Annotated in this window: 23 protein-coding genes; 13 read left to right on the top strand and 10 right to left on the bottom strand. The window is 70.6% G+C overall.

What is annotated here, in order from left to right; translation table 11 throughout:
• The first annotated feature begins 25 nt into the window (after window positions 1–25).
• The 7 genes from IEZ03_RS26510 to IEZ03_RS26540 all read left to right on the top strand — a co-directional run bounded on the left by IEZ03_RS26510 (window position 26) and on the right by IEZ03_RS26540 (window position 6,836).
• On the top strand, window positions 26–1,201 hold the full coding sequence (locus IEZ03_RS26510; protein WP_184880071.1) for an acyl-CoA dehydrogenase family protein: 1,176 nt from the start codon (window positions 26–28) through the stop codon (window positions 1,199–1,201).
• Window positions 1,198–2,121, top strand: a complete 924-nt coding sequence (locus IEZ03_RS26515) for a VOC family protein (protein WP_131980733.1) — start codon at window positions 1,198–1,200, stop codon at window positions 2,119–2,121. The genes IEZ03_RS26510 and IEZ03_RS26515 overlap by 4 nt, the downstream gene beginning before the upstream one ends.
• A complete protein-coding gene (locus tag IEZ03_RS26520; protein WP_131980731.1) occupies window positions 2,118–2,972 on the top strand; it encodes an alpha/beta fold hydrolase in 855 nt (284 codons plus the stop codon). The genes IEZ03_RS26515 and IEZ03_RS26520 overlap by 4 nt, the downstream gene beginning before the upstream one ends.
• Window positions 2,969–4,144 carry an acyl-CoA dehydrogenase family protein gene (locus IEZ03_RS26525; RefSeq protein WP_184880069.1) on the top strand — a complete coding sequence of 392 codons (1,176 nt, stop codon included), beginning with the start codon at window positions 2,969–2,971 and terminating at the stop codon, window positions 4,142–4,144. Before IEZ03_RS26520 ends, IEZ03_RS26525 begins: the two co-directional genes overlap by 4 nt.
• Window positions 4,141–4,992, top strand: a complete 852-nt coding sequence (locus IEZ03_RS26530) for an alpha/beta fold hydrolase (protein ID WP_184880067.1) — start codon at window positions 4,141–4,143, stop codon at window positions 4,990–4,992. Before IEZ03_RS26525 ends, IEZ03_RS26530 begins: the two co-directional genes overlap by 4 nt.
• 5 nt (window positions 4,993–4,997) lie before the next feature.
• Entirely contained in the window at window positions 4,998–5,834 is an 837-nt protein-coding gene (locus IEZ03_RS26535; RefSeq protein WP_229808597.1) for a fumarylacetoacetate hydrolase family protein, read from the top strand.
• Between the two features lie 543 nt (window positions 5,835–6,377).
• Window positions 6,378–6,836, top strand: coding sequence for a GNAT family N-acetyltransferase (locus IEZ03_RS26540; protein WP_184880062.1), 459 nt, complete (start codon window positions 6,378–6,380; stop codon window positions 6,834–6,836).
• A gap of 149 nt (window positions 6,837–6,985) precedes the next feature.
• On the opposite strand, the gene IEZ03_RS26545 is transcribed toward IEZ03_RS26540, so the two are convergent.
• Window positions 6,986–7,228 (bottom strand): ATP-binding protein, encoded by a 243-nt coding sequence (locus tag IEZ03_RS26545; RefSeq protein WP_344205582.1) that lies wholly within the window; start codon window positions 7,226–7,228, stop codon window positions 6,986–6,988.
• On the opposite strand from IEZ03_RS26545, the gene IEZ03_RS26550 reads away from it, so the two are divergent.
• Window positions 7,131–7,415 (top strand): PDDEXK family nuclease, encoded by a 285-nt coding sequence (locus tag IEZ03_RS26550; RefSeq protein WP_184880058.1) that lies wholly within the window; start codon window positions 7,131–7,133, stop codon window positions 7,413–7,415. The genes IEZ03_RS26545 and IEZ03_RS26550 overlap by 98 nt on opposite strands.
• An 89-nt stretch (window positions 7,416–7,504) precedes the next feature.
• On the opposite strand, the gene IEZ03_RS26555 is transcribed toward IEZ03_RS26550, so the two are convergent.
• On the bottom strand, window positions 7,505–8,386 hold the full coding sequence (locus IEZ03_RS26555; protein ID WP_184880056.1) for a barstar family protein: 882 nt from the start codon (window positions 8,384–8,386) through the stop codon (window positions 7,505–7,507).
• Window positions 8,387–8,708: 322 nt separating this feature from the next.
• Here IEZ03_RS26555 and IEZ03_RS26560 point away from each other — a divergent pair, with 322 nt between their 5' ends.
• Window positions 8,709–10,496: an FAD-dependent oxidoreductase gene (locus IEZ03_RS26560; protein ID WP_221480547.1), complete on the top strand. Its 1,788-nt coding sequence runs from the start codon at window positions 8,709–8,711 to the stop codon at window positions 10,494–10,496.
• 132 nt (window positions 10,497–10,628) lie between these two features.
• Here the strand turns inward: IEZ03_RS26560 and IEZ03_RS26565 are convergent, their stop codons facing one another.
• From IEZ03_RS26565 to IEZ03_RS26595, 7 genes are all read right to left on the bottom strand, one after another.
• Window positions 10,629–12,422 carry an FtsX-like permease family protein gene (locus IEZ03_RS26565; RefSeq protein WP_184880052.1) on the bottom strand — a complete coding sequence of 598 codons (1,794 nt, stop codon included), beginning with the start codon at window positions 12,420–12,422 and terminating at the stop codon, window positions 10,629–10,631.
• A 5-nt stretch (window positions 12,423–12,427) separates the two neighbouring features.
• The gene (locus IEZ03_RS26570) at window positions 12,428–13,168 is read right to left on the bottom strand and encodes an ABC transporter ATP-binding protein (RefSeq protein WP_184880050.1); all 741 of its coding nucleotides are present in this window, start codon (window positions 13,166–13,168) and stop codon (window positions 12,428–12,430) included.
• Entirely contained in the window at window positions 13,165–13,692 is a 528-nt protein-coding gene (locus IEZ03_RS26575; RefSeq protein ID WP_184880048.1) for a PadR family transcriptional regulator, read from the bottom strand. Before IEZ03_RS26575 ends, IEZ03_RS26570 begins: the two co-directional genes overlap by 4 nt.
• A 94-nt stretch (window positions 13,693–13,786) precedes the next feature.
• Entirely contained in the window at window positions 13,787–14,500 is a 714-nt protein-coding gene (locus tag IEZ03_RS26580) for an ABC transporter ATP-binding protein (RefSeq protein ID WP_184880046.1), read from the bottom strand.
• A 13-nt stretch (window positions 14,501–14,513) separates the two neighbouring features.
• Window positions 14,514–16,199 (bottom strand): branched-chain amino acid ABC transporter ATP-binding protein/permease, encoded by a 1,686-nt coding sequence (locus IEZ03_RS26585; protein ID WP_184880044.1) that lies wholly within the window; start codon window positions 16,197–16,199, stop codon window positions 14,514–14,516.
• Between the two features lie 4 nt (window positions 16,200–16,203).
• Window positions 16,204–17,118 (bottom strand): branched-chain amino acid ABC transporter permease, encoded by a 915-nt coding sequence (locus IEZ03_RS26590; RefSeq protein WP_184880042.1) that lies wholly within the window; start codon window positions 17,116–17,118, stop codon window positions 16,204–16,206.
• Window positions 17,119–17,200: 82 nt separating this feature from the next.
• Complete coding sequence (locus IEZ03_RS26595; protein WP_184880040.1) at window positions 17,201–18,520, bottom strand: ABC transporter substrate-binding protein; 1,320 nt, start codon at window positions 18,518–18,520, stop codon at window positions 17,201–17,203.
• Window positions 18,521–18,708: 188 nt separating this feature from the next.
• On the opposite strand from IEZ03_RS26595, the gene IEZ03_RS26600 reads away from it, so the two are divergent.
• The 3 genes from IEZ03_RS26600 (at window position 18,709) to IEZ03_RS26610 (ending at window position 20,611) form a co-directional block, all read left to right on the top strand.
• Entirely contained in the window at window positions 18,709–19,344 is a 636-nt protein-coding gene (locus tag IEZ03_RS26600; RefSeq protein WP_131986164.1) for a TetR/AcrR family transcriptional regulator, read from the top strand.
• The gene (locus IEZ03_RS26605) at window positions 19,341–19,973 is read left to right on the top strand and encodes a TetR/AcrR family transcriptional regulator (RefSeq protein ID WP_207929243.1); all 633 of its coding nucleotides are present in this window, start codon (window positions 19,341–19,343) and stop codon (window positions 19,971–19,973) included. Before IEZ03_RS26600 ends, IEZ03_RS26605 begins: the two co-directional genes overlap by 4 nt.
• Before the next feature lie 122 nt (window positions 19,974–20,095).
• Complete coding sequence (locus IEZ03_RS26610; RefSeq protein WP_131986166.1) at window positions 20,096–20,611, top strand: flavin reductase family protein; 516 nt, start codon at window positions 20,096–20,098, stop codon at window positions 20,609–20,611.
• A 9-nt stretch (window positions 20,612–20,620) separates the two neighbouring features.
• Here the strand turns inward: IEZ03_RS26610 and IEZ03_RS26615 are convergent, their stop codons facing one another.
• Window positions 20,621–21,259, bottom strand: coding sequence for a DUF305 domain-containing protein (locus IEZ03_RS26615; protein ID WP_184880038.1), 639 nt, complete (start codon window positions 21,257–21,259; stop codon window positions 20,621–20,623).
• 260 nt (window positions 21,260–21,519) lie between these two features.
• Between IEZ03_RS26615 and IEZ03_RS26620 the strand changes: the two genes are divergently transcribed.
• Window positions 21,520–22,866 (top strand): LVIVD repeat-containing protein, encoded by a 1,347-nt coding sequence (locus IEZ03_RS26620; RefSeq protein ID WP_229808598.1) that lies wholly within the window; start codon window positions 21,520–21,522, stop codon window positions 22,864–22,866.
• Window positions 22,867–22,995: the final 129 nt, after the last annotated feature.

Consider the following 22,995-nt stretch of genomic DNA (forward strand, 5'->3'; position numbering starts at 1 on the left):
TGCACTACCGAAGGAACTGACGCCGATGACCGTCCTGGACGAGATCCGCCGGCTGGAGCCGGAGTTTCGCGCCGAGGAGGACCTGTCGGCCGAGCAGCGCACGCTGACCGGCCGGGCCTTCACGTACATGCGGGAGACCGGCCTCATGCGCGGGCTCCAGCCGAAGCGCTGGGGCGGCGCCGAGCTGTCGCTGCGCGAGCACCTCACCGCCGTCTACGAGCTCGGCCGGATCGCGCCCTCGGCGGGCTGGGTGGCCGGGGTCATGGGGTCGCACCCGTGGCAGATCGCCCTGTTCCCCGAGGAGACGCAGGCCGAGGTCTGGGAGTCCGACCCGGACTGGAACGCCTCCTCCTCGTACGCCCCGACCGGGAAGATCGAGCCCGTCGACGGCGGCTACCGCGTCTCCGGCCGCTGGTCGTTCTCCTCCGGCTGCGACCACGCCCAGGGCGTGATCCTCGGCGGCTTCGCCGGGAAGGTCGAGGCGGCGCCCGGCGTCGAGGTGCCGAACTACGGGTCCGCGCTGCTGGACCGCGACCAGTACGCCATCGAGGACACCTGGCACGTCCGCGGCTCCCGCGGCACGGGCAGCAAGGACATCGTCGTCGCCGGCGCCTTCATCCCCGAGCGCCGCTTCCTGTCGAGCCCGCTGTACGAGTACAACCCCGACCGTCCCGCACCCGGCATGGAGACCAACCCGTCCGCGCTCTACAAGGTGCCGTGGGCGGTCATGTTCAACCTCGTCCTCGTCGCGCCGATGCTCGGGCTGGCCCGCCGCGTCCTGGACGACTGGACGGCCGACACCCGCGTCCGCAAGGCGAACTGGGGCGGCTCCTACGCCGACGACCCGCTGATGCAGATGCACCTCGCCGAGGCCGAATGGGTGCACGAGGCGGCCGTCCTGAAGATGTACGACGCGATCGACACGATCACCGAGGCCGCCGAGAGCGGCGTGTTCCTCGACAAGCGGGAGCGGGCCCGGATGCGGTGGAACATCACCAAGGGCTGCCAGGAGACCGGCTTCGCGATCAACAAGCTGATGCGGGTCGCCTCGGGCCGCACCGTCTTCGTCGACCACCCGCTGCACCGCATCTACCAGGACGTGATCGCCGAACTGGGCCACGCGTTCCTGGTCTCCGAAGGCGTCGGCCAGTACTACGGCGCCGCGCTGCTCGACTCGTCCGCTCCGGAGGTCATGCTTTGATCACGCAACTCGCCTACCTGGGGATCGCGTCGCCGAAGTACGCGGAGTGGCGCGACTACGCCACCCGGCTGCTCGGCGCCGTCATCGCGGAGGACGGCCCGGACGGCGCGGTCCGGGTCAAGGTGGACGACAAGGGCTACCGCGTCGCCGTCCATCCGGCCGAGCAGGACGAACTGCGGTACGTCGGCTGGGACTGCGGCAACGAGACCGCGCTGCGGTCCTACGTCGCCGAGCTGCGCGGCAAGGGCGTCGAGCTGCACGAGGGCGGCACCGACGAGCTGAAGGAACGGCAGGTCGCCGAGCTGCACTGGTTCGCCGACCCGTTCGGCAACCGCCACGAGCTGGTCTGGGGGCAGTTCTCCCAGCCGAACTCGTTCTTCCCCGGCCGTCCCATGCGGGGCCGGTTCGTCACCGGCGACCTCGGCCTCGGCCACATCGTGCTCATCGTCCCCGACCTCGAACGGGCCAACGCGTTCTACGCCGACACGCTGGGCTTCCGGCTGTCCGACCGGGTGAAGAGCGACATCTTCAACCTGCGGTTCTACCACTGCAACGGCCGCCACCACTCGCTGGCCGTCGCGGAGATCCCCGGCATGACCGGCATCAACCACCTGATGCTGGAGGTCGAGTCGTTCGACGACCTCGGCACCGCGATCGACCTGTTCACCGCCGACCCGGACCGGGAGATCCTGCTGTCGCTCGGCCGGCACACCAACGACCTGATGACGTCGATCTACGTGCAGACGCCGTCCTCGATGCAGATCGAGTACGGGCACGGCGGCATCACCGTGGACGACCTGACCTGGGTCGCGGGCAACCACGACCTGCCGTCGATCTGGGGGCACCACCGCTCCCAGGCGTATCTGGACGGGCCTCCCGGGATCTTCCGCACGGTCGCGGCAGAGGGGACGGGCGGATGAGCGCCGGGATCCGCGTCGCGGACGTCGAGATCGGCGGCGGCCGGCATCTGCGCGTCAACCAGAGCGGCACCCCGGGCCGGCCGGCGCTGCTGTTCCTGCACGGCTCCGGGCCGGGCGTGACCGCCGCGTCCAACTGGCGGAAGGTCATCGAGGGCCTCGGCGACACCTACCACTGCATCGCCCCCGACATCCTCGGCTTCGGCGATTCCAGCCATCCGGACCCGCAGCCGCAGGGCTTCGCGGCGCAGGCGGAAGTGCGCATCGAGGCGTTGTTCGACCTCGTGGACAAGCTGGGCCTGGAAAAGGTCGTCCTGGTCGGCAACTCGATGGGCGGCATGTACTCGCTGCGGATGGCCCAGCTCCGGCCGGAGCTCGTCGACCGGATCGTGCTGATGGGCTCGGGCGGCATGCCCGGCCTGCAGCCGACCCCGGAGCTGATCAAGCTGATCACCTACTTCGACGACCCGACCGTGGAGGCGATGGCCGACCTGCTGATCCAGTTCGTCCACGACAAGAGCGCCTTCGGCGACACGGTCGAGGCCGTCGCGGCCGAGCGGATGCCGATGGTGCGGCGGCCGCACATCGAGGCGGGGCACCGGGCGATGTTCGGCCCCGAGATGCTCGTCTTCGAGCCGGACGACCTCGCGAAGATCGACATGCCGGCGCTGGTGGTGCACGGCCGCCAGGACGTCATCGTCCCGCTGGAGTGCGGCTACTACCTGGCCGAGCACCTGCCGCGGGCGGACCTATACGTGATCGACAAGTGCGGCCACTGGACGCAGATCGAGCAGGCCGCGCGCTTCCAGGCGATCGTGCGGACATTCGTGGGGAACGGGGACGAGGACAGATGAGCATGATCGAACGGGCGCGGGCTGTGGCACCGGCCCTGGCCGCGGCCGACGCGGAAGGCGCGAAGCTGGGGCGGCTGACCGGCGAGGCCGTCGCGGCACTGGAGTCGACGGGCGTGCTGCGCGCCCTCCAGCCGGCCCGGTGGGGCGGCGGCGAGGTCCACCTCGCCGAGTACGCCGAGACGGTGATCGAGATCGGGCGCGCCTCCGCGTCGGCGGGCTGGGTGGCCTCCGTCGTCGGCGTCCACCCCTGGCAGATCGCCCTCTTCCCGGAGGAGACGCAGAAGGAGATCTGGGGCGAGGACCCGGCGCGCAGGATCGCCTCGTCCTACACCCCGACCGGCAAGATCGAGAAGGTGGACGGCGGCTACCGCGTCTCCGGCCGGTGGTCGTTCTCGTCCGGCAGCGGCATCTGCGACGGCGTCATCCTCGGCGGCATCGCCGGTCGACGCGAGCTGAACGGGACCGAGTACCCCGACTTCACGTCGGTGATCCTGGACGCCGGCGACTACCGGATCGAGGAGACCTGGAACGTCGCGGGCCTGCGCGGCACCGGCTCCAACGACATCGTCGTGGACGACGTCTTCGTCCCCGGGCACCGCGGCCAGTCGCACGTCTACTACACGCACGGCCTCGGCACGCCGCTGCCCGGCCAGGAGCTGAACGACGGGCCGCTGTACCGGGCGCCGTGGGCGGTCACCTTCAACCTGATCATCGCGGCGGGCGCGCTCGGCGCCTGCCTCGGCTTCTACGACCAGTGGGTGAGCGAGACCCGCGGCCGCCGCACCAACTACGGTCAGCTGCTCCGCGAGGAGCCCGGCGTGCAGAACCACCTCGCCGAGGCCGCCTGGCAGCTCGACGCCGCCGTCCTCAAGGTGAAGCGGGCGGCGGACGAGCTGATGGAGCACGCCGAGCGCGGCGAGATCCCGTCCCTGGAGCAGCGCGCGTTCTGGCGCTGGGACATCGCACGGTCGGCGAACGCGGCACTCGACGCCGTCCAGGCGCTGATGCGGGTCTCGTCCGGCCGCTCGGCCTTCATCGACCACCCGCTCCAGGCGAAGTTCCAGGACGCCGTCGCAGCCGGCAGCCACGCCTTCCTCTTCGACGACCCACTGGCCAAGGCGTGGGGCGGTCGCCACCTCGGCGCCGAGAAGCTCGCGGAGGTGCACCTGTGATCACCTCGACCGATGTCTCCGTCAAGGCGCGCGGCGGGGAGCTGACGTTCCGGCTGCACGAGACCGGCGAGCGCGGACCGGAGGCCGTGCTGTTCCTGCACGGCTCCGGCCCCGGCGCCACCGGCCTGTCGAACTGGGAGCAGACCATCACCGACCTGGGGCACCGCTACTGGTGCCTCGCGCCGGACCAGATCGGCTTCGGCGACTCCACGCACCCTTTGGACCCGCCGCGCGGGATGGGCCCGTTCAACGACTTGCGCGCCGAGGCGCTCCTGGCACTGCTGGACGCCCTCGGCGTCGAGAAGGCCCACCTGATCGGCAACTCGATGGGCGGCCAGCTCGCCTTGCTGATGACGCTGGCCCGCCCGGACCTCGTCGGGAAGGTGCTGCTGATGGGCAGCGGGGGCGCACCGGACATGCCGGTCAGCCCCGGCCTCAAGCACCTGCGCGAGTTCTACGCGAGCCCCAGCGCGGAGAACCTCAGGGGCCTGCTGAACGAGTTCGTGTACGACCTCGAACCCATGCGCGGCACCGTGGACCGCGTGGTGGCCGAGCGGATGGAGTACGTGAACCGGGAGGACGTCCGCCGGTCCCACAAGGCGTCGTTCGACCCGGACGGCCCCCGCCGCTTCTTCACCCCCGAGGAGCTCGCAGCCATCCCCCACGAGGTGCTCTGCGTCCACGGCCGCGACGACCGGATCATCCCGGTCGCCGCGAGCCGCTACTTCGCCGACCATCTCCCCAACGCGAACCTCTACGTCATCGGGCAGTGCGGCCACTGGACGCAGATCGAGCACCCCGAGACGTTCGAGAAGCTCCTCGTGGGCCTGATCGACGGCCGGATCTGATGCGCATGGCCAACCACGCGGGCCGCGCCGTCCTGGTCGTCTCCGACGGCAAGGGCGCGGACATCGCAACTGCCTCGAACGACCGTTTCGGCCCCGACCCGCAGAGCGTCTACGACAACTGGGACGCCTTCACGGCCTGGGCGGCGACCACCACCCCGGTGCCGGACGTCGACATCGACAAGAGCCGGCTCGAGTCACCGTCCCCGGCCCCGTCCCAGGTGGTCGCGATCGGGCTGAACTACGCCGACCACGCGGCCGAGGCCGGTTTCGCGCCGCCGAAAGACCTGCCGCCGGTCTTCACCAAGTTCGCGTCGTCCATCACCGGCCCGTACGGCGAGATCAGACTCCCGGAAGGAGGCAACACCGACTGGGAGGTCGAGGTAGTAGCGATCATCGGCCGCCCGGCCCACCGCATCACACCCGGCGAGGCGTGGGACCACGTGGCGGGCCTGACGGTAGGCCAGGACCTCTCGGAACGCATCCTGCAGTTCGTGGGCGAGGCACCCCAGTTCGGCTTCGCCAAGTCCTACCCGGGGTTCGCGCCCATGGGCCCTTGGCTGGTGACCCCCGACGAACTCCCCGACCGCGAAGACCTTGCCCTCGGCTGCGCGATCGACGGAGAGAGGGTGCAGGACGGTCGCACGTCCAAACTGATCTTCTCCATCCCCCGCACCATCGCAAAGCTCTCCGAGGTCATCACCCTGCACCCCGGCGACGTGATCTTCACGGGCACCCCGGACGGGGTGGGCCTGGGCATGACCCCGCAACGCTTCCTACAACCCGGCGAAACCCTACACACCTGGGTAGAAGGCATAGGCGAGATGGAGCACACCTTCCGCTGAGCCGCGGCCCCCGATCAACGTGCGGACTCGAACAGGCGCCACCTCGACGGCCTGACCACCGCGAACGTAGGAGTTGTGCGCGTCCCAGTCACTTTCCGGGGTGTGCGCGCCCTGTGCACGCGAGCGCCCAAGGGTGACGGCCCGCACCATCTAGGGCACCAACCTCCGGCCTTGCTGCGACTCGGAAGGCCGCACAACCGACTTTGCAGCACCTCAGGTTCTCCAGAGATTCGTCAACGAGGCCAGGCGGTCACTGGACCGCAAGAGCGAGCCGCTCGAATCCCTGGTGGGAGCACCACCGCCCTGGCGCATGGTCCAGCGGTGGCTTCCGACTTCCCCCGCCGAGCGCGGCCCGGAGTAGCCGGTCGTGACGTAGGCGATCATCCGCCCTGAAAGATCAGGAAGCCGCCGATTCGTGGTGTCGGCGGGTTATCGTGGCGGCATGCCAGGTTGACGCTAGAGACTCCGTGCCGCTCTGTGGCCTCGGGCTCCGCCCTTCCTTCCCTGTTCCAGGACGACTCGTCCCCGAAGGGAAGGAAGACCATGGAGATCAGACGGATCCACGAAGGCGAAGGCGAGACGGTCGGCGGTCTGTGGGACCGCATGTGCCGCGAGATCGAGGACGGTGGTCCGCTCACCGAGCAGGGGCGCCGGAACCTGTCGCGCATGCTCGCGATGTCCGCATGGCACCGCGACGCGTTCTGCCTCGTGGCCGTGGAGAACGACCGGATCATCGGCTTCGTCAACGGCCGCACCACCGATGAGGACGGGCTGCTGCCCGGCCTGACCGGCGAGATCGACTCGCTGTACGTCGTCCCAGAGCAGCGTGACAAGGGAATCAGCCGCTCGCTCGCCGAAGCCGCGATCGGGTGGTTGCGGGACCAGGACGTTCACACGATCCGCTACCTGTCCTGCGCCGACGCCACCGACGACCACCGCTTCTGGCAGGCACTCGGCTTCGAACGCGACATGGTGTGCCTGTCGCTGTACCGCCCTGACTGACCCGAGAGTCGACACCCGATGACCCCGAGGGCCGGGAACCAGCAACTTCCCGGCCCCGGGCCTGATCGGTGGCCACTACCGCGCCACCTCCCGTCGAGGCGCTCGCGCCCGGACCGCCAGAGGCGGCCGGTGACGGCAGGTTCAGGCCACTACGGACGCATTCGGGACCAGACCCATTTGCCGCCGGCGGGGTCGCGGATGACCCCGCACTTGGTGGACAGGGCTTGGACGATGTGCAGGCCCCAGCCGCCGTTGTCGTCGAACGCATCCTCGGACAGGTCGAGGTCTTCGAGGGTGAGCTCGGCCATCGGCTTGGCCTGGGGCAGCGCGTGGGCCGCGTCCCAGACGGCGATGATGACGCCGTGCTCGTCCCGGCTGAGCTGGAGCCGGATCTCCTCGCACGGATATGCCGCCGCCGACATCCCGCTGTACCTCCTGATCGACCGGCTTGACGGCAAGGCGACGATCTTCTCCGAGCCGCGCGGCGACGAGTACGCGCACAGCACCTCGGTCGTTCTCGGCGAAGACCTGCCCATCCCCGCGCCCCTCGAAGGCGTCCTCCCCACCCGCGACTTCTGACCCTCGGGAGATCCGCCCAGATCGACAGCGCACCATCAGCGGCGTATGCGGAGGACGGATCGTAGCTTTGGCAGCGCATTGGAAGGCCTTTAGCGCAGGTCGACCTCGATGCCGTGAGCGATCAGCGTCTCCAGGAGAGTGTCGAGGGTGACCACCGGCGTGTGCCGATGCCGGCCGTGGTCGGCGACGAGGCGGCGGCGGGCAACCCCCGAGTCGCGCCAAACCAACCGGAAGGGAGCCGCAGCGCCCCACGTCCCGCGTAGGCAGTCGTCGAGGGCGTCCAGGTTCCAACCGAAGTAGCCTCCCGGGCCGTTGATCGCCTCACCGATGGCGCAGTAGAAGCCCTCGATGTCGGTGACGAAACGACCGTCGAGGTGAAAGACGGTTCCGGCTGGCTGGTCGGGGCTCCGGCGGTGGTGGGCCGAGCCCAAGCGGAGCCACTCGCGCCGCAGCATCCGGTCGTAGCGCGCCCACATATTGCGCTTGGTGGGCCGACCGGTGAACCACAGGTCCAGGATGCTTCGAGTTCCCACCGGGAGTGGTTCACGTGCATCACCGTCGATGGTGATGTCGAGGAGGCCGGTGTCGAGCTCGGACGGGACACTCGACAGAACCATGCCGGACACGGCACCGGCGACCAGGGGCACCACGGAGCCGTCGGCGGCGACGGCTCCCACGTCCGCTGACACCCGGCGGCGTCGCAGGCCGGCCCTCGTCGTCTGGTCCGCCGCGGCGATCGCGTCCAGCAGCGGCGGCTCCGCCCGACAACCGACCAGGGTGATGTGCTGTACCGGCGGCCCCGCAAGTTCCCGGAAGAGGCCGGTGATGTCGGCGCATAGCGCCACGGCATCCTCTCCCGGGTACTGCGGCGTGCCGGTATATCCGATGAGCAGCCAACGCGGCGGGAAGCCCGAGTCCCACGTCCACCGCCGCTGCCACGGATCGTCGGCTCGGCCCAGACAGTCGGTCATCTACCCGAACGTACAGGCGTCCGAGAGCCGCTTCCCGTGCACACGGGGCCATTGTGGACGGCATACCTCTCGGGCATTGACAGCCGCTACGTGGCGGACCGTCGCCGCCCTCCGAGCCACCGAACTCGTTCACCGCGACGCGACTCATGGGCCCGCGCGTCGCCCGCACAAATGCGACACGAACGGGTAGGGCAGCAGGCGACTGACTTCTCAGGCGTGCGCGCTCTCCATCCTGCAGGGCTCTGAAGGATCAGAAAGTTCGGGGGAGATCATGGGTACCAGTGCGGTTCGGCATAGCGGCTCCATAGGAAGTGCGTCCGGGATGGGCCTGCCCCACGAGGTGGACGTGGCGATCGTCGGGTCAGGTGGCGCGGGGCTGATGGCGGCGCTCACCGCGGCGAAGGAGGGCGCGCGGGTACTCGTGGTCGAGTCCCGCGAGATCGTCGGGGGTGCCACCGGCATCTCGGCCGGTGCCGCCTGGATCCCCGACCACGGATTCTCGACCGAGGACCTGAAGGTGGACGACGACCTGGACCAGGCCCGGCGCTACATCTACGGCCAGGGACGCGACCAGGTCCTCGACCACGACCTGGTGGAGAAGTTCCTGGAGACCGGCCCCCGCGTCGCCCGGTTCATCGAGGAGCACACCTCCTTCGGCTGGATCCCGACGATCTGGCCGGACTACCGCTCCGACATCGAGGGGGCGTCCGTGGGCCGGTCGCTCTTCCCCGGCCCCTACTCCCCCGAGGGGCTGGGCGAGGCCGCGAGGTACGTGCGCCCCGCCCTGACGACCGGCATGGCCAAGAACCCGCTCCCGTTCTGGCTGCTGGGCGGGATCGGCATCGACGACGTCTGGCTCGCCGGACCGGCCCTCATCGGAGCCCTGCTGGAGGCCGGCCTGCGCAACGGTGTCGACGTGCGGGTCGAGGCGCCCGCGACCCGGCTGGTCACCGAAGGGTCCGAGGTGCGCGGGATCGTCGTCCGCGCGGACGACGCCGAGCACACGGTGCGCGCCGCCAAGGGCGTGGTGCTGGCCAGCGGCGGGTTCGAGAGCTCGCGCGAGCTCACCGGGACCTACCTCGACGCGCCCTTCGGCGTGCAGGTCTCGCCCAATGGCCATGACGGCATCGCCGTGCAGCTGGCCCAGGAGGTGGGAGCCGACCTGACCGGCATGGAGGACGCCTGGTGGATGCCCGGTGTGCAACTGCCCGGTGAGGAGCTGGAAGGCCGTCCGCTGAGCCGGGTCTTCCTGGGTGAGCGGGCCCTGCCGCACAGCGTCATGGTGAACCGCTCGGGCAGGCGCTTCGCGAACGAGGCGCTGGCCTACGACCAGTTCGGGGCGATCATGCGCGAGGTCGACCCGGAGACGGGCACCATGCCGAACGCCACGGCGTGGCTGATCTTCGACCACGAGTACTGGACGAAGTTCGGGATCTTCGGCGTCCCCGCGGGGGGAGACGTGCCGGACTACCTCCACCGTGCCGACAGCCTCTCGGAGCTGGCGTCCGAGATCGGGGTCGACGACGTGGGACTGCTCCGCACCGTCGACCGGTTCAACCCCGAGGCGCGACGGGCCCGCGATCCGGAGTTCGGCCGCGGCGACACGCTGTTCGACCGCTACTTCGGCGCGTTCTACCCCAGGCTGGGCCGGTTCTCGCCGGACGCCCGCTTCCCCGCCGCCACCGCCAAGGCCCGCGCGACCGTCGCCGCGGCGATCGGCCCGGTCGTGAGCAGGCTCGCGGGGCGAATGGCCAGGAAGAACGACCCCGAGCGCATGCGCGCCATCGTGGTCGGCCCCCTGGTCAAGATCATCCGGCCGGTGCTGAAGAGCCCGAAGTCGAGCGTGCTCGGACCGGTCGACACCCCGCCGTACTACGCGCTCGAAATCCACGCCAGCGCACTCGGCACCGTCGGCGGCCCAAGGACGGACGCCGCCGGCCGTGCGCTGGACACGGAAGGGAACGTCATCCCCGGCCTGTTCGCCGCGGGCAACGCAGGCGGCGCCCCGCTGAAGGGCTTCTACGGAGGCGCCGGGGGAACCATCTCCCTCGGCCTGGTATTCGGTTACCTAGCCGGACGAGAAGCCTCCCGAAGCTCACACGACACGTGAGCAGATCACCGACGTCCTCGCCCACCACGAGCCACGAAGATCGCGGCACTGGGCGGAGGCATAGGCGAGATGGAGCACACCTTCCGTTGAGCCTTCAACGGTGGGTCCCGGGACGGGCTGCGTGGACTCCCTTCAGGGCGCCTCGGCGCTCAGGGTCGGCGCCACCGGGCGGCGGGCCGCGATGCGGGCGGGGATCGCGGTGAGGGCGGCCGTCACCGGTAGCACGGTGAGAGCGGCGGCGAGCAGGGACCACGCGGGGGGCCAGGTCGTGTCCGGGCCGGAGAAGAGCAGGCACACGAGGAGGCCCAGGGGGACGCCGGCCAGAGCACCGGGCAGGGTCGGCAGCACCTGCGCGGCGGACAGCCCGGCGGTGACCTGGCCGGGGGTGGCGCCGAGTGCGCGGGCGACGGCCATGGTGCGGCGGGCCTCCTCGGCCGTGGTCCAGGCGGCGGTGAGGGTGTTGACGGCGGCGAGGACGATCATTGCGGCTGTGACGGCCAGGATCACATGGTGCTGCTGGGCGTCCCGCAGATCGTTCGCCATGGGAGAGCCCGGGTATCCCGTCGCGGTCTGGGCGTGGATCACGATCAGGCCGGTGACCGTGGTCATCGTGGCGGCGGTGGTGCAGGCGTGCAGGAAGGCGCGGCCGGGGCGGCGGGCGATCAGGCGTGTCCCGAGCAGGAGCGAGGTCGGCAGCAGCGCGGAGATCCTCGTCAGGTGGGCCCGGTGCCGCGGCTGACGGGCGCCGTCGGCGAGGGCGGCGACGGTCTCGGTGCGCAGAGCCCGGACGGTCGGGCCGAGGGTGGTGAGGCCCGCCACCGCCAGGGCGACGACCGTCGTGACGGCGACGGTGCCGCCGGCCGGTCCGGTGGCGGTGGTGAGCAGGCTGGCGCTGGGATTGACGATAGCGGGCTCGATCAGGCGGGCGGCGACCAGTCCCAGCGCGTCGGCGAGCAGCGCCAGCGTCACGTATTCGGCGAGCAGGACGGCGGCGATGAGGCCGGGAGTGGCGCCGACCGCCTTGAGCAGCCCCACCCGGCGGGTCTGCGCGGTGGCGCGTCCCACGGCCAGCGTGGCCAGGCCGCCGATGGCCAGGAAGGCGATCAGCCAGCTGCCGATGACCAGGATCGGCTGGCTGTCCCTGAGCATGACCGAGTCCTGCCGGGCCACGTCCTGCCAGGCCCGGACGTTCACCCAGGTGTGCTCGAACGCCGGGGCGATGGCGGGGTCGCGGGTGGTGAACGCCCGTGCCGTGCCGGGATCCCGCAGCTTCAGGTTGATGAAGGACGTCACCGGGACGTCGGGGGATCTGAGTGCCCGGGTGTCCCGTTCGGCCGCCCAGACCAGACCGCCGCCGTCGCTCGGCCCGCCGTGCGGACCGATCCCCGGCGCCCACGGGTAGACCGCGCGTGCCGCGGTCACGGCGATCCCGGTGACGGGAAGCGGGCGGCCCGCGACGGTGACGTGGTCGCCGACGCGGACGTCCAGCGCGGTGGCGAAGCCGCGCTCGACCACGACGCCTCCGGGACGGACCCAGCCGCCCGAGGTCAGCAGCGGACGGTCGACCGGGCCCGGTGCCGGGTCGGCGACCTGCACCACCGCGGCTCCCGTGGCGCCGTGCGCCGTGAGCGTCGTGTAGTACTGGCGGTAGGGCCCGCTGTGCGCGAGCACGCCGGGCGCCTGCCTCAGCGATTGCAAGGCTGTGATCGTGGTCCGGCGCGTGTCGGGTGAGTAGGCGACCACGTCCGGTCCGGCCGTGGCCTCCCGCGTGTTCTGGTAGAGCTTCTCGGTCGCGCCGTGCAACGCCACGCCCAGGCTCAGCATGGCGGTGGCGGTGGTGATCGAGACGAGCAGCATCGCGGCCTGGGCCGGATGCCGCCGGACGTCGGCCGCGACGAGGCGGAGGACGAGCAGGACGCGGCCCACGGCGGTCAGTCCCCCAGCCCGATCATCCCGCCGAGCCGCCCGGTGTTGCTCCCCGCCAGCCGGGTGTCGTCGACGAACGTCCCGTCCCGCATGGAGATCAGCCGGTCCGCGGTGGAGGCGACCCGCTCGTCATGCGTGACGATCACCAGGGTCTGCCCGGCGGCTCGCAGCTCTGAGAAGAGCCGCAGCACGTCGAGCGTCGCCCCGGTGCCGAGGTTGCCGGTCGGCTCGTCCGCCAGCAGGACGAGCGGCTCGTTGGCGATGGCGCGGGCGATGGCGACCCGCTGCCGCTGCCCTCCCGACAGCTGCCAGGGCAGATGACGGGCGCGGTCGGCCAGCCCGAACCGTTCCAGGAGCGCGGCGGCGCGGCGCCGGGCCGCACGTGGCGAGCACCCGGCCAGCAGCGCGGGCAACTCCACGTTCTCCGCCGCCGAAAGCTCCTCCACCAGGTGGAACGCCTGGAAGACGAAGCCCACCGACCGGCGCCGCAGCCGGGCCAGCGCCCGCTCGCTCAGGGTGTCGATCCGCCGTCCGTCCAGCCGCACCTCCCCGCGGGTGGGACGCTCCAGGCCGCCCATCAGGTGCAGCAGGGTCGACTTCCCGCAGCCGCTGGGCCCCATCACCGCCAGCGTCTGCGCCGCCGGAACGTCCAGGTCGACCTCGTCGACCGCCCGGACCAGGCCCTGCCCCTCGCCGTGCTCCTTGCACAGGCCGCGGACCCGCAGCACGCCGCCGGATTCGTTCATGCGCCCTCGTTCCCGGTCCTCGACCAGAGGCGCTCGCAAGCCTCCAGCCAGCGCAGGTCCGCCTGCAGCCGCAGCGCGACCCCTTCGAGCAGCAGGCCGGCGGTGGAGCCGTCCGGCTCGGCCAGCACCGCGCGCTGCACCTCCCCGAGGCGCCGCAGCAGCTCGCGGCGCTGCGCGTCCACCAGCTCCACGGGGTCGGCGAGCCGGGCCGCCGCCGCGGCGGCGAGCTTGAGGTGGAACTCCGCCAGGTTCGGTTTCGGCCAGTTCACCTCGGCCAGCCAGGCCGCCACGCGCTGCTGCCCGGCCGGCGTCAGCGCGTACACCTTGCGGTCCGGCCGGTCGGGGAACCCGTCCGCGCGCTCGCCGACGACCAGGCCGGCCTTCTCCAGCCGGGCCAGCGTCACATAGACCTGCCCCGCGTTCATCGACTCGCCGAGCGGCCCGAGAGCCCGCCGCAGCCGCATGCGCAGCCCGTACCCGTGCGACGGCTCCTTCGCGAGCATCGCCAGCAACGCGTCCTGCATGCACCCCCCTAACGGCTAGCTAATACCTAGCCGTTAGCTAATGGGTCCGTCAAATCGGCGGGAGGGCGCCGGGACGTCCACCCGATCCGGTTCGTCAGAAGAGGTCCCAGAAGTTGGGGCGTTGGCGCATCTTGGCTGCGGGTTCTTCGAGGATTATCTGGCCGGAGCGCATGACGTAGGCGCGGTCGGTGATCTGCAGGGCCTGCTTGATGTTCTGTTCGAGGAGGAGGATGCCCAGGTCCTCGTGGTCGGCCAGGGAGCGTAGGCGGCCGAAGATGGTCTCCACTACCGAAGGGGCCAGGCCCAGGGACGGTTCGTCCAGTAGGAGCAGTTTCGGGCACGCCATCAGGGCCATGCCCAGGCTGACCATCCGTTGCTGGCCGCCGGACATCGAGCCGGCCGGTTGCTTCGCGCGATCCTCAAGGATCGGGAAGAGGTCCCGGACGGTCGCCAGGCGCTCGGCTGTGTCGGTGCCGGACGGTGCGTTGGCGGCGCCTAGGAGCAGGTTGTCATGGACGGAGAGGTCGGGGAACACGAAGCGTTCGGACGGGATCATCGCCGCGCCCGCCGCGACGGCCCTGCGGACCGGGCGGCGGGTGGTGTCGCGGCCGGTGATCCGGACCGTCCCGGCGCGTGGGCGGACCGCGCCGAGGATGGAGCGGATCGTGGTCGTCTTCCCAGCGCCGTTGTGGCCCATCAGCGTCACGATCTCGCCCGCGTCGACGCGGAGGCCGACGCCGTGCAGGACCTCCTTGCGGCCGTAGCCCGCCACCAGGTCGCTCACCTCGAGCAGGGGCGCGTCGGTCATGTCCGTTCTCCTGTCACTGGGCGCCGAAGTACGCCTCGGCGAGCCGGGCGGAGCCGGTCAGTTCGGCGAGCGTGCCCGAGGCGGTGATCTCGCCCAACTCCATGAAGTAGGTGTGGTCGGACAGTTCGCGCACCACGTCGAGGTTGTGCTCGACCAGGCAGACGGTGCGGCCCTCGTCGCGGACGGCGGCGACCATGGAGAGCATGGTCTCGACCCAGGCCGCGTCCACGCCGGAGGCCGGTTCGTCCAGGAGCAGGACGTCGGCCCGGGTCGCCAGTGCCCGAGCGAGTGAGACGAGCTTGGACTGGCCGTAGGAAAGGGCGTCGGACGGGGTCGCGGCCTGGTCGGCCATGCCGACGAAGTCGAGCCACTCCAGCGCCTGGGCGGCGACTCCCCGGTCTGCCCGGGAGATGGCGCGGCCCGGTACGAAGAGGCGGCCGAGGCGCTCGCCCTGCTGGTCGGGAACGGCGAGCATCACGTTCTCCAGGCACGTCAGCCGGTTCAGGAGCCGGACGTCCTGGAAGGTGCGGACCAGCCCGGCGCGGACGACCAGGTCCGGACGCATGCCGACCAGCTCCGCGCCGTTCAGCGTCACCGAGCCGGCGTCCGGGGCGATGGTGCCGGTGAGCAGGTTGAACACCGTCGTCTTGCCCGCCCCGTTCGGGCCGACGAGCGCCGTGACCGTGCCGCGCCGCAATTCCAGGGAGATGTCCCTGGCCGCCACGATCCCCCCGAACCGCTTGGACAGCCCCTCCGCGCGCAGGACCACGTCGGCGGCGTGCTCGTCGGGACGTTCCGGGCGGGGTGCGACCGTCGCGCGGGCGGTGGGCGCGGCGACCCGCTTGGAGCGTTCGGGGAACAGGCCCTGGGGGCGGACGATCATGACGAGCACCAGCAGCGCGCCGTACAGCACGACCTGCAGCAGCGCGGCCTGGGTGCTCTGGAAGCCGAGGACTCCGCGCAGCACCGGCTCGATCATCGTGAGGCCGACGCCCGCCACGATCGAGCCGGGCAGGTTGGCGTTGCCGCCCACGATGACCATGGCGAAGACCGCCATCGCGAGCGGGAAACCGAACGCCGACGGGGTCGCCTGGCCGAGCCAGCCGGAGTAGACGCCGCCGATCAGGCCGGTCAGCCCGCTGGTGATCGCGAAGATGCCGATCTTGTGGCCGAAGGTGTTCTTGCCGAGCGCGCGGGTCGCCACGGCGTCCTCGCGGATGCCCTTGAGGATCCGGCCGTAGGGGGATTCGCCGAGGCGCCGGCAGATGGCGAAGACGAGCGCGAGGACGACCGCCGATGGGATCAGCCAGTCGGAGGGCTCCTCCAGCTCCAGGCCGAACAGCCGCAGACCGTCCACGCCGGTGAGGCCCATGACGCCGCCGAGGGAGTCGAACGTCGCGAAGACCCCGATGATCCCCAGCGAGAACGCCAGCGTCATCAGGATGAGGTACTCCTGCTCGAGCCCCAGGGCGATGAGCCCGATCACGACACCGAACGCGGTGGCGATCAAGACGGCGACGGCGAGCGAAGCGAGGTAGGGCCAGTCGTGCACGCCGGAGAGGTAGGCGATGGTGTAGCCGCCGACGCCCGCGAAGGCGGCGTGGGCGACGGAGACCTGCCCGGCGTAGCCGACTAGCAGGTTGACGGTGACGGCGAGCGCCGCGAGCAGCAGCGCCTGGTCCAGATAGTTGACCCACATGGCGTCAGGCCCCCTTCAACGACACGGGACGGAGCCGCGGGAGCCGGTCCCTGACCGCGAGGAACGCAAGGTAGCCCGTGAGGACGACGAAGACGGCGGTGCTCGTCCACTGGAGCGACAGCCAGTTCGACGCCCACTGTTCGAGCAGCCCGAGCCCGACGCCCACCGGCAGCGCGCGCAGCGGGGACGCGCGGGTGCCCGCGAGGAAGGCCACCACGAAGCCGTAGATGACCGTCGTATCGCCCATCGTGGGCTGGACGGTGTACAGCAGGCCGTACCAGAGCGCGCACGCGCCCGAGATGAGGCCCGCGGCGGCGAAGCAGACGAGGTTGACCCGGCGGACGCCGATGCCGAGCACGGCGGCCAGCGCCGGGTTGCTGCGGACCGCCTTGATCGAGCGGCCGATCGGCGTGCGCGCCAGGAACACGGTGAGGACGAGGACGAGGAGCACGCACGTCGCCGCCTGCTGGAGCTCGAAGCCGGACACCTGCACCGGCCCTATCTCGTGTCGCTGCGTCTGCGGCCCGTAGAAAGGCAGGCTGCTGGTCCCGAACTTGAGCTGGAGCAGCGCGATGCCCGCGGTGCTGACGCCGATCGAGGTGACGAGCACCGCCAGCATCGCGCGGTCGGCGGCGCGGCGGGCGACGGGCTCGTACACGGCGGTCTCCAGCAGCACGCTGAGCGCGACCGCCGCGCCGAGACCCGCGAGCGCCGAGGGCCAGAACGGCGCGCCCAGCCCGTCCATGACCCAGAAGGCGGCGTAGGGCGCCACGGTGTAGGTGAGCGCGTAGGCGAAGTGGAAGCGGGTCGTGACCCCGATGACGAGGGCCAGCCCGGCGCCGAGCGCGGCGTAGAAGGCGCCTCGGACGAGGCCGTTGGCGGTCAGCTGCCAGAGTTCGGCGCCCAGCAGGTCGTGCATGCGTCCTCCGGATTCGAGGGGAGCCGGATTCGAGGGAGGGGACGGCCCGGCGCGGGCCGTCCCCCGGAACACGAAGCGGCCGTCAGGACGCCATGCGGAAGTCCTCGCCGTTGACGTTGTAGGCGGCGAGTTCCCTGACCTTGCCGTCCCGGTACTCGAACACGCCCATCGGGCGGCGGGAGACGCCGTGCGTCTTCAGGTCGATCTCGAGTTCCCCTGCCGTGGCGGCATCGCCGCCGTAGACCGACGCGAACACCGGGTCCTTCTCCAGCGCGGCCTTCAGCTTGGCGCTGTCGCCGGGGTCGCCGCCGTCGGCGACGACGCGGCGGACGAGGTCCCAGATCAGCAGCGTCTCCTCGTAGGCGTTCGCCGCGTAGAAGTCGGGCTTCGAGCCGTACGCCTTCTCGTAGGCGTCCACGAAGAGCTTCGCGAGCGGGTTGGCCGGCTCGGACGCGTTGAAGTAGTCCATCGCGAACGTGAAGCCGTCCGAGTCCAGGACGCCCTTGGACGCCTTGACCGCCTCGTCGGTGAACTCGATGCCGAGGAGCTGGCTCTTGATCCCGGAACTCTTCGCCTGCGCGGCGAACGCGCCGGGTGCGGCGCCGCCGAACGCGACCCAGAGCAGGTCGGGCTCGTTTTCTTTGACCTTCGAGATCATGCTCGCGTAGTCCTGGGAGGTGGGCGCGACGGTCTCCCACAGGCCGTTGAAGGTGAGGCCGGCGGCCTCGAACTTCGCCTTCATGTCGGCCTGGATGGCCGCGTTCAGCGGGCCGAGGTCGACGCCGACCAAGCCGACCGTCCGCCCGTCGGGGTTCGCCTTCTTGAACCACTCCAGCGCGCCGGGGACCGCGTCGGACGGCGCGACCGCCCGCGTCCCGTAGAAGTACTCCGTGCCCTTGGTGAAGACCTGGGCGCCGCCCACGCCGTCGAGGCTGAGGATCCGGCTCTTGTCGGTGTCGGCGAGCATCGCGCCGAGCCCGTCGCCCATCGAGGTGATCTTCGCGGGGACGCCCTCGGACGCGAGCTCGGACGCGGCCTGCTTGGCGGCGACGGGGTCGGGGCCCTTGATGTCCTTGACGCTCAGCTCGATCGTGGGCCCGCCGGCCGCCTTGATCTGGCTAACCGCGAGCTTCATCGCGTTCTGCATCGACTCGCCGTTGCTCGCGGACGGGCCGGAGAGGGTGAGCGCCGCACCGAGCTTGAACGTGACGTCGCCGCCGAGGTCGGCGCCGTCCTGGATCTTGAGGACCTTGACGAGGTCGGCGGCCTGGGTCCTGGCGTCCGCGGCACTGACGGCGGGGTCGCCGGAGCCGCAGGCGGCGAGGGCCGTGGCCGCGGCCGCCGCGGCCGCGGCGGGAACGATCAGCCGCCAAGGGCGGAGTTTCCTGGAAGGGGTGGGCATCTTCTTCTCCGTTTCACTGACCAACGCCGAGCGCTGCCAGGACCGAACACGCCCCGAGGATCCGTATTGATCACTACATTGAATGTAGCGATCATTACAGGGACGCCCTGCGAAGGTACCCATGATGTGATGGTCGACACAACCCCCCGCGGAAACCGAGTTTCTGAAGGCCAGAGGAGCAACCGCACATGCGCAAGACGGCGCGACGCCACCAGCAGGGTGAGGAGTCGAGGCTGAAGATCTTGGAGGCGACGCTCGCCATCGCCGCCGAGCGCGGCTACGACGGCACCTCCATCGCCCGCGTCACCGAGGCGACCGGGCTGCCGGCCAGCTCCGTCTACTGGCACTTCCGCAACAAGGACGAGCTGCTCGCCGCGACCCTGGAGTTCAGCTACCGGCGCTGGCGCGAGACCGCACCGACGTGGCAGGAGCGGGTCGGGATCTCCGACCCCGCCGAGGAGATCCGGGACCGGCTCCACCGGGCCTCGCGCGCCATCACGACCCGTCCGGAGTTCTGGCGCCTGGGCCTGATGCTCGGCCTGGAGAACCGCCCGAAGGAGCCGGCCGCGCGGCGCCGCTACATCGAGGTCCGCGCCGACACCCGCACCGCGATCCGGGAGTGGTGGGAGCAGGTGCTCCCCGGCGGGGCCCCGGGGCGGGCGCGGGAGGTCGCCGACCGGATGGCCCGGTTCCACCTCGCCGTCATGGACGGGCTCTACATCGGCGTCCGCTCGGACCGGGACTGGAACCTGGAGCGGCTCGTCGACCTGATCGCCGCCGGCGTGCACGCGCAGGCCGTGGCCTGGCTCGGCGAGGCGGCGTGAGCGCCGCCCCGCCCGGCGCCGGGTCCGCCGACGACCGGGAGATCTCCCGGGTCCGCATCCTGCGGGCGGCCGCCGAGATCGCCTCGGAGTGCGGCTACGAGGGCACCACGATCTCCAAGGTCACCAAGCGGTCCGGCCTGCCGGCCAGCTCCGTGTACTGGTTCTTCCGCGACAAGGACCACCTGATCGCCGAGGTCCTGCGGCACAGCTTCGAGCAGTGGATCGCCGCCCAGCCGCGCTGGGAGCGCGATCCGCGCGACGAGCGCCCGCTGGCGGAGGGGCTGCGCGCGATCCTGTCGCGGTCGGTGCGGACCCTGCCCGGCGCCCCCGACTTCCTCCGGATCGGGCACATGCTGCTGCTGGAGTCCCGCGAGGTGGAGGCGGAGGCCCGCCGGTACTTCCTCGCGACCCGGGACGCGGTGGCCAACAACATCGCGGCCTGGTTCTCCGCGCACTTCGACACCGAGCTGCAGGCCAGGCGGCCCGAGCTCGCGATGGACCTCGCCCGCATGGTCATCGCCTCGACCGACGGGCTCTTCCTGGCCCATCAGATCGACGACGAATGGGATCCCGACGACTTCATCGAGATCATCGTCGCCATCGTCGAGCAGGCGGTCGCCGCCGGCTGAGCCACCCGAGGCCGAGGTGCGCGCCGGCCCCGGCGGGGCGGCCGCTCCGGAAACGGACGGTTGTCAGGCCGGGGTCCCACATGGCAGTCTCTGTAGCGATCACTACAGGGAGGAGTCCCGCCATGCGGCTGACAGCCAGCGAGGCCGGCACGCCGGCCATCGATCCCGCCCGCCTCCGGCACGTGCTGGGCCACTACCCGACCGGCGTCGTCGTCGTGACCTCGCTCGACGCCGCCGGCACGGCCATCGGCATGACGGTCGGCACGTTCACGTCGGTCTCGCTCGACCCGCCGCTGGTGGCCTTCCTGCCCAACAAGGGCTCGAGCTCGTGGCGCGCCCTGCGCGAGTCGGGCGAGCGGTTCTGCGTGAACGTCCTGTCGGCCGGGCAGGAGGACGTGTGCCGCGCCGTCGCGATGCGCAAGACGGACAAGTTCCACGACATCGGCTGGCGCCCCTCCCCCGGCGGCAACCCGGTCATCCACGGCGCGGTCGCCTGGATGGACTGCGTCACCGAGCAGATGCACGACGCCGGGGACCACTACATCGTCGTCGGCCGCGTCCTGCATCTGCAGGAGGGCGACGGCGGCACGCCGCTGCTGTTCCACCGGGGCTCGTACGGCACGTTCGTCGCGCACTGAGCAGGGGGCTCAGCCTGCGAGTATGTCCTTCATTCGGCCGATTTCGGCCAATTGGGTGGATTCAACGTCCCGGGCCAGCTGCTGGACGGTGACGTCGGTGCCCTTGTACAGCACGTCCTTGACCATGGTCAGCGCACCCTGGTGGTGGATGATCATCAGGTCCAGATAGAGCTTGTCGAACGCCTCGCCACGGGCCCCCCGCAGCCGTTTGAGCTGCTCAGGGGTGGCCATTCCCGGCATGTCCGCGTGCTGCCCGCCGTGGTTGCGCCCGTGCGCCTTCAGGACGGCATCGGGGTGCTGCTTCAGCCACGACCGCATCGCCGCGATCTCGACCTTCTGCGCCGTCTCGATCCGGGAGGCGAGCGACCGGACCTTCCCGGAGGCCGCGCGGTCGGGCGCGAGCGCCGACATCTCCAGCGCCTGCGCGTGGTGCGGGATCATCATCTGCACGAACCCGACCTCCGCCGCGGTCGGCTCCGCGGGCTTGCTCGGCCCCGCGACCCGGGTCTTGTTCGGCTCACCGGGACGGCCCGGGACCAGCACGGTCTTCGAGGGCGCCGCCTCCGTCCCGCCGTCCGAGCTGCACCCCGACAGGACGCCCGCGGCCATGGCGACCGCCGTGATCACCACCGCGACCCGGTTCCGCATCGAACCTCCCACGTTCGGCCGGCGACCCGACCGTATCCAACGGAAGGAGGTGTCACAAAAGACCTTCCGATGTCAAGACGATCAGATAGGGATCCAGGTCTATGCATCGACCCCAAAACGTTACATACTCCGGATGATCAGTAACTCTGCTCGGGGGCCATATCGACAAGGGAGTCAGGGTGGCAACAGGACCTAGGCGAAGAACGAGACGCAGGGCCCTGCTGGGGGTCTTCTCAGGCATCGCGCTGGTGGTCTCCGCGATGTCCGTTCCGCCGGCCTCGGCCGACCGCGGACCGGACGACGACGGCATCACCAAGACCGGGAACATGCACCATCTGGCGAACATCCCCAAGCAGGGGCCGCTCGCCGGACAGAGCGCGTACAACTCCGACTGGGCCTTCCAGGGCAAGTACGCCTTCGGCGGCAACTACGAGGGCTTCACGGTCTACGACATCAGCCGGCCGTCGCGGCCGAAGGTCGTCTCCGTGGTGCACTGCCCCGGTTCGCAGAACGACGTGTCGATCGCCGGGAACCTGCTGTTCCTGTCGACCGACAGCTCGCGCAGCGACGACTCGTGCCAGTCGGTGCCCAAGTCCGCGACCGACAAGTCGGCGTGGGAGGGCATCAAGATCTTCGACATCAGCGACGTCCGCAACCCGCGCTACGTCAAGGCCGTCGAGACCAAGTGCGGTTCCCACACCAACACGCTGGTCCCCGGCAAGCGCGGCACCGCCTACATCTACGTGTCGTCGTACTCCCCGAACGACACCTTCCCCGACTGCAAGCCTCCGCACGACCTCATCTCGATCGTCGAGGTCCCGCTGCGGAACCCGGCCGCCGCGCGCGTGGCGTCCGAGCCGGTCCTCTTCCCGGACGGCGGCAACCCGGGTGACCCGCCCGGCACCGAGTGGCCGAACGAGACCCGCGCGACCTCGGGCTGCCACGACCTGACCGCCTACCCGGAGAAGGACCTGATGGCCGGGGCCTGCATGGGCGACGGCGTGCTGTTCGACATCTCCGACCCGCTGAAGCCGCGCACGATCACGTCCGTGCGCGACGACGAGAACTTCGCGTTCTGGCACTCGGCGACGTTCAACAACAGCGCCTCGAAGATCGTCTTCACCGACGAGCTGGGCGGCGGCGGCGCGGCCACCTGCACCGCGGAGATCGGGCCCGAGAAGGGCGCCAACGCCATCTACGACATCGTCGGCAAGGGCAAGCACCGCAAGCTGAAGTTCCGCAGCTACTTCAAGATCCCGCGGCACAACGCCGAGACCGAGAACTGCGTGGCCCACAACGGCTCGCTGATCCCGGTCAAGGGCAAGGACATCATGGTCCAGGCGTGGTACCAGGGCGGCATCTCGGTGATCGACTTCACCGACTCCCGCAAGCCGAAGGAGATCGGCTGGTTCGACCGCGGCCCGTGGTCGGACGAGCTCGGCATCGCCGGCAGCTGGTCCGCGTACTACTACAACGGTTACATCTACTCGAGCGACATCCAGCTGGGCCTGGACGTCATCGACATCCGTGACCGCCGTACGGACAAGGCCAAGCGCATCAGGCTCGACGAGCTGAACGCGCAGTCCCAGCCGAACTACTTCGACTGACCCGTACGAACGGATCCCCCGTCCCGCCCGGCGATCGGCCCGGCGGGGCGGGGGTCCGCCTTTCCCCCGTCCGGCGCAAGGGACGAACCGTTCGAAGCTCGTGCGGGCAAGCGGCACAATGTCCGGCAG

The organism is Actinomadura livida, assembly GCF_014648675.1.
GTDB classification, from domain to species: Bacteria; Actinomycetota; Actinomycetes; order Streptosporangiales; family Streptosporangiaceae; genus Spirillospora; species Spirillospora livida.

Excerpts from the sequence above, each read along its gene's own strand:
- IEZ03_RS26510 (WP_184880071.1), top strand. The coding sequence starts at position 26 with ATGACCGTCCTGGACGAGATCCGCCGGCTGGAGCCGGAGTTTCGCGCC.
- IEZ03_RS26520 (WP_131980731.1), top strand. The coding sequence starts at position 2,118 with ATGAGCGCCGGGATCCGCGTCGCGGACGTCGAGATCGGCGGCGGCCGG.
- IEZ03_RS26525 (WP_184880069.1), top strand. The coding sequence starts at position 2,969 with ATGAGCATGATCGAACGGGCGCGGGCTGTGGCACCGGCCCTGGCCGCG.
- IEZ03_RS26535 (WP_229808597.1), top strand. The coding sequence starts at position 4,998 with ATGGCCAACCACGCGGGCCGCGCCGTCCTGGTCGTCTCCGACGGCAAG.
- IEZ03_RS26540 (WP_184880062.1), top strand. The coding sequence starts at position 6,378 with ATGGAGATCAGACGGATCCACGAAGGCGAAGGCGAGACGGTCGGCGGT.
- IEZ03_RS26555 (WP_184880056.1), bottom strand. The coding sequence starts at position 8,386 with ATGACCGACTGTCTGGGCCGAGCCGACGATCCGTGGCAGCGGCGGTGG.
- IEZ03_RS26560 (WP_221480547.1), top strand. The coding sequence starts at position 8,709 with ATGGGCCTGCCCCACGAGGTGGACGTGGCGATCGTCGGGTCAGGTGGC.
- IEZ03_RS26570 (WP_184880050.1), bottom strand. The coding sequence starts at position 13,168 with ATGAACGAATCCGGCGGCGTGCTGCGGGTCCGCGGCCTGTGCAAGGAG.
- IEZ03_RS26575 (WP_184880048.1), bottom strand. The coding sequence starts at position 13,692 with ATGCAGGACGCGTTGCTGGCGATGCTCGCGAAGGAGCCGTCGCACGGG.
- IEZ03_RS26580 (WP_184880046.1), bottom strand. The coding sequence starts at position 14,500 with ATGACCGACGCGCCCCTGCTCGAGGTGAGCGACCTGGTGGCGGGCTAC.
- IEZ03_RS26585 (WP_184880044.1), bottom strand. The coding sequence starts at position 16,199 with ATGTGGGTCAACTATCTGGACCAGGCGCTGCTGCTCGCGGCGCTCGCC.
- IEZ03_RS26590 (WP_184880042.1), bottom strand. The coding sequence starts at position 17,118 with ATGCACGACCTGCTGGGCGCCGAACTCTGGCAGCTGACCGCCAACGGC.
- IEZ03_RS26595 (WP_184880040.1), bottom strand. The coding sequence starts at position 18,520 with ATGCCCACCCCTTCCAGGAAACTCCGCCCTTGGCGGCTGATCGTTCCC.
- IEZ03_RS26600 (WP_131986164.1), top strand. The coding sequence starts at position 18,709 with ATGCGCAAGACGGCGCGACGCCACCAGCAGGGTGAGGAGTCGAGGCTG.
- IEZ03_RS26610 (WP_131986166.1), top strand. The coding sequence starts at position 20,096 with ATGCGGCTGACAGCCAGCGAGGCCGGCACGCCGGCCATCGATCCCGCC.
- IEZ03_RS26615 (WP_184880038.1), bottom strand. The coding sequence starts at position 21,259 with ATGCGGAACCGGGTCGCGGTGGTGATCACGGCGGTCGCCATGGCCGCG.
- IEZ03_RS26620 (WP_229808598.1), top strand. The coding sequence starts at position 21,520 with ATGTCCGTTCCGCCGGCCTCGGCCGACCGCGGACCGGACGACGACGGC.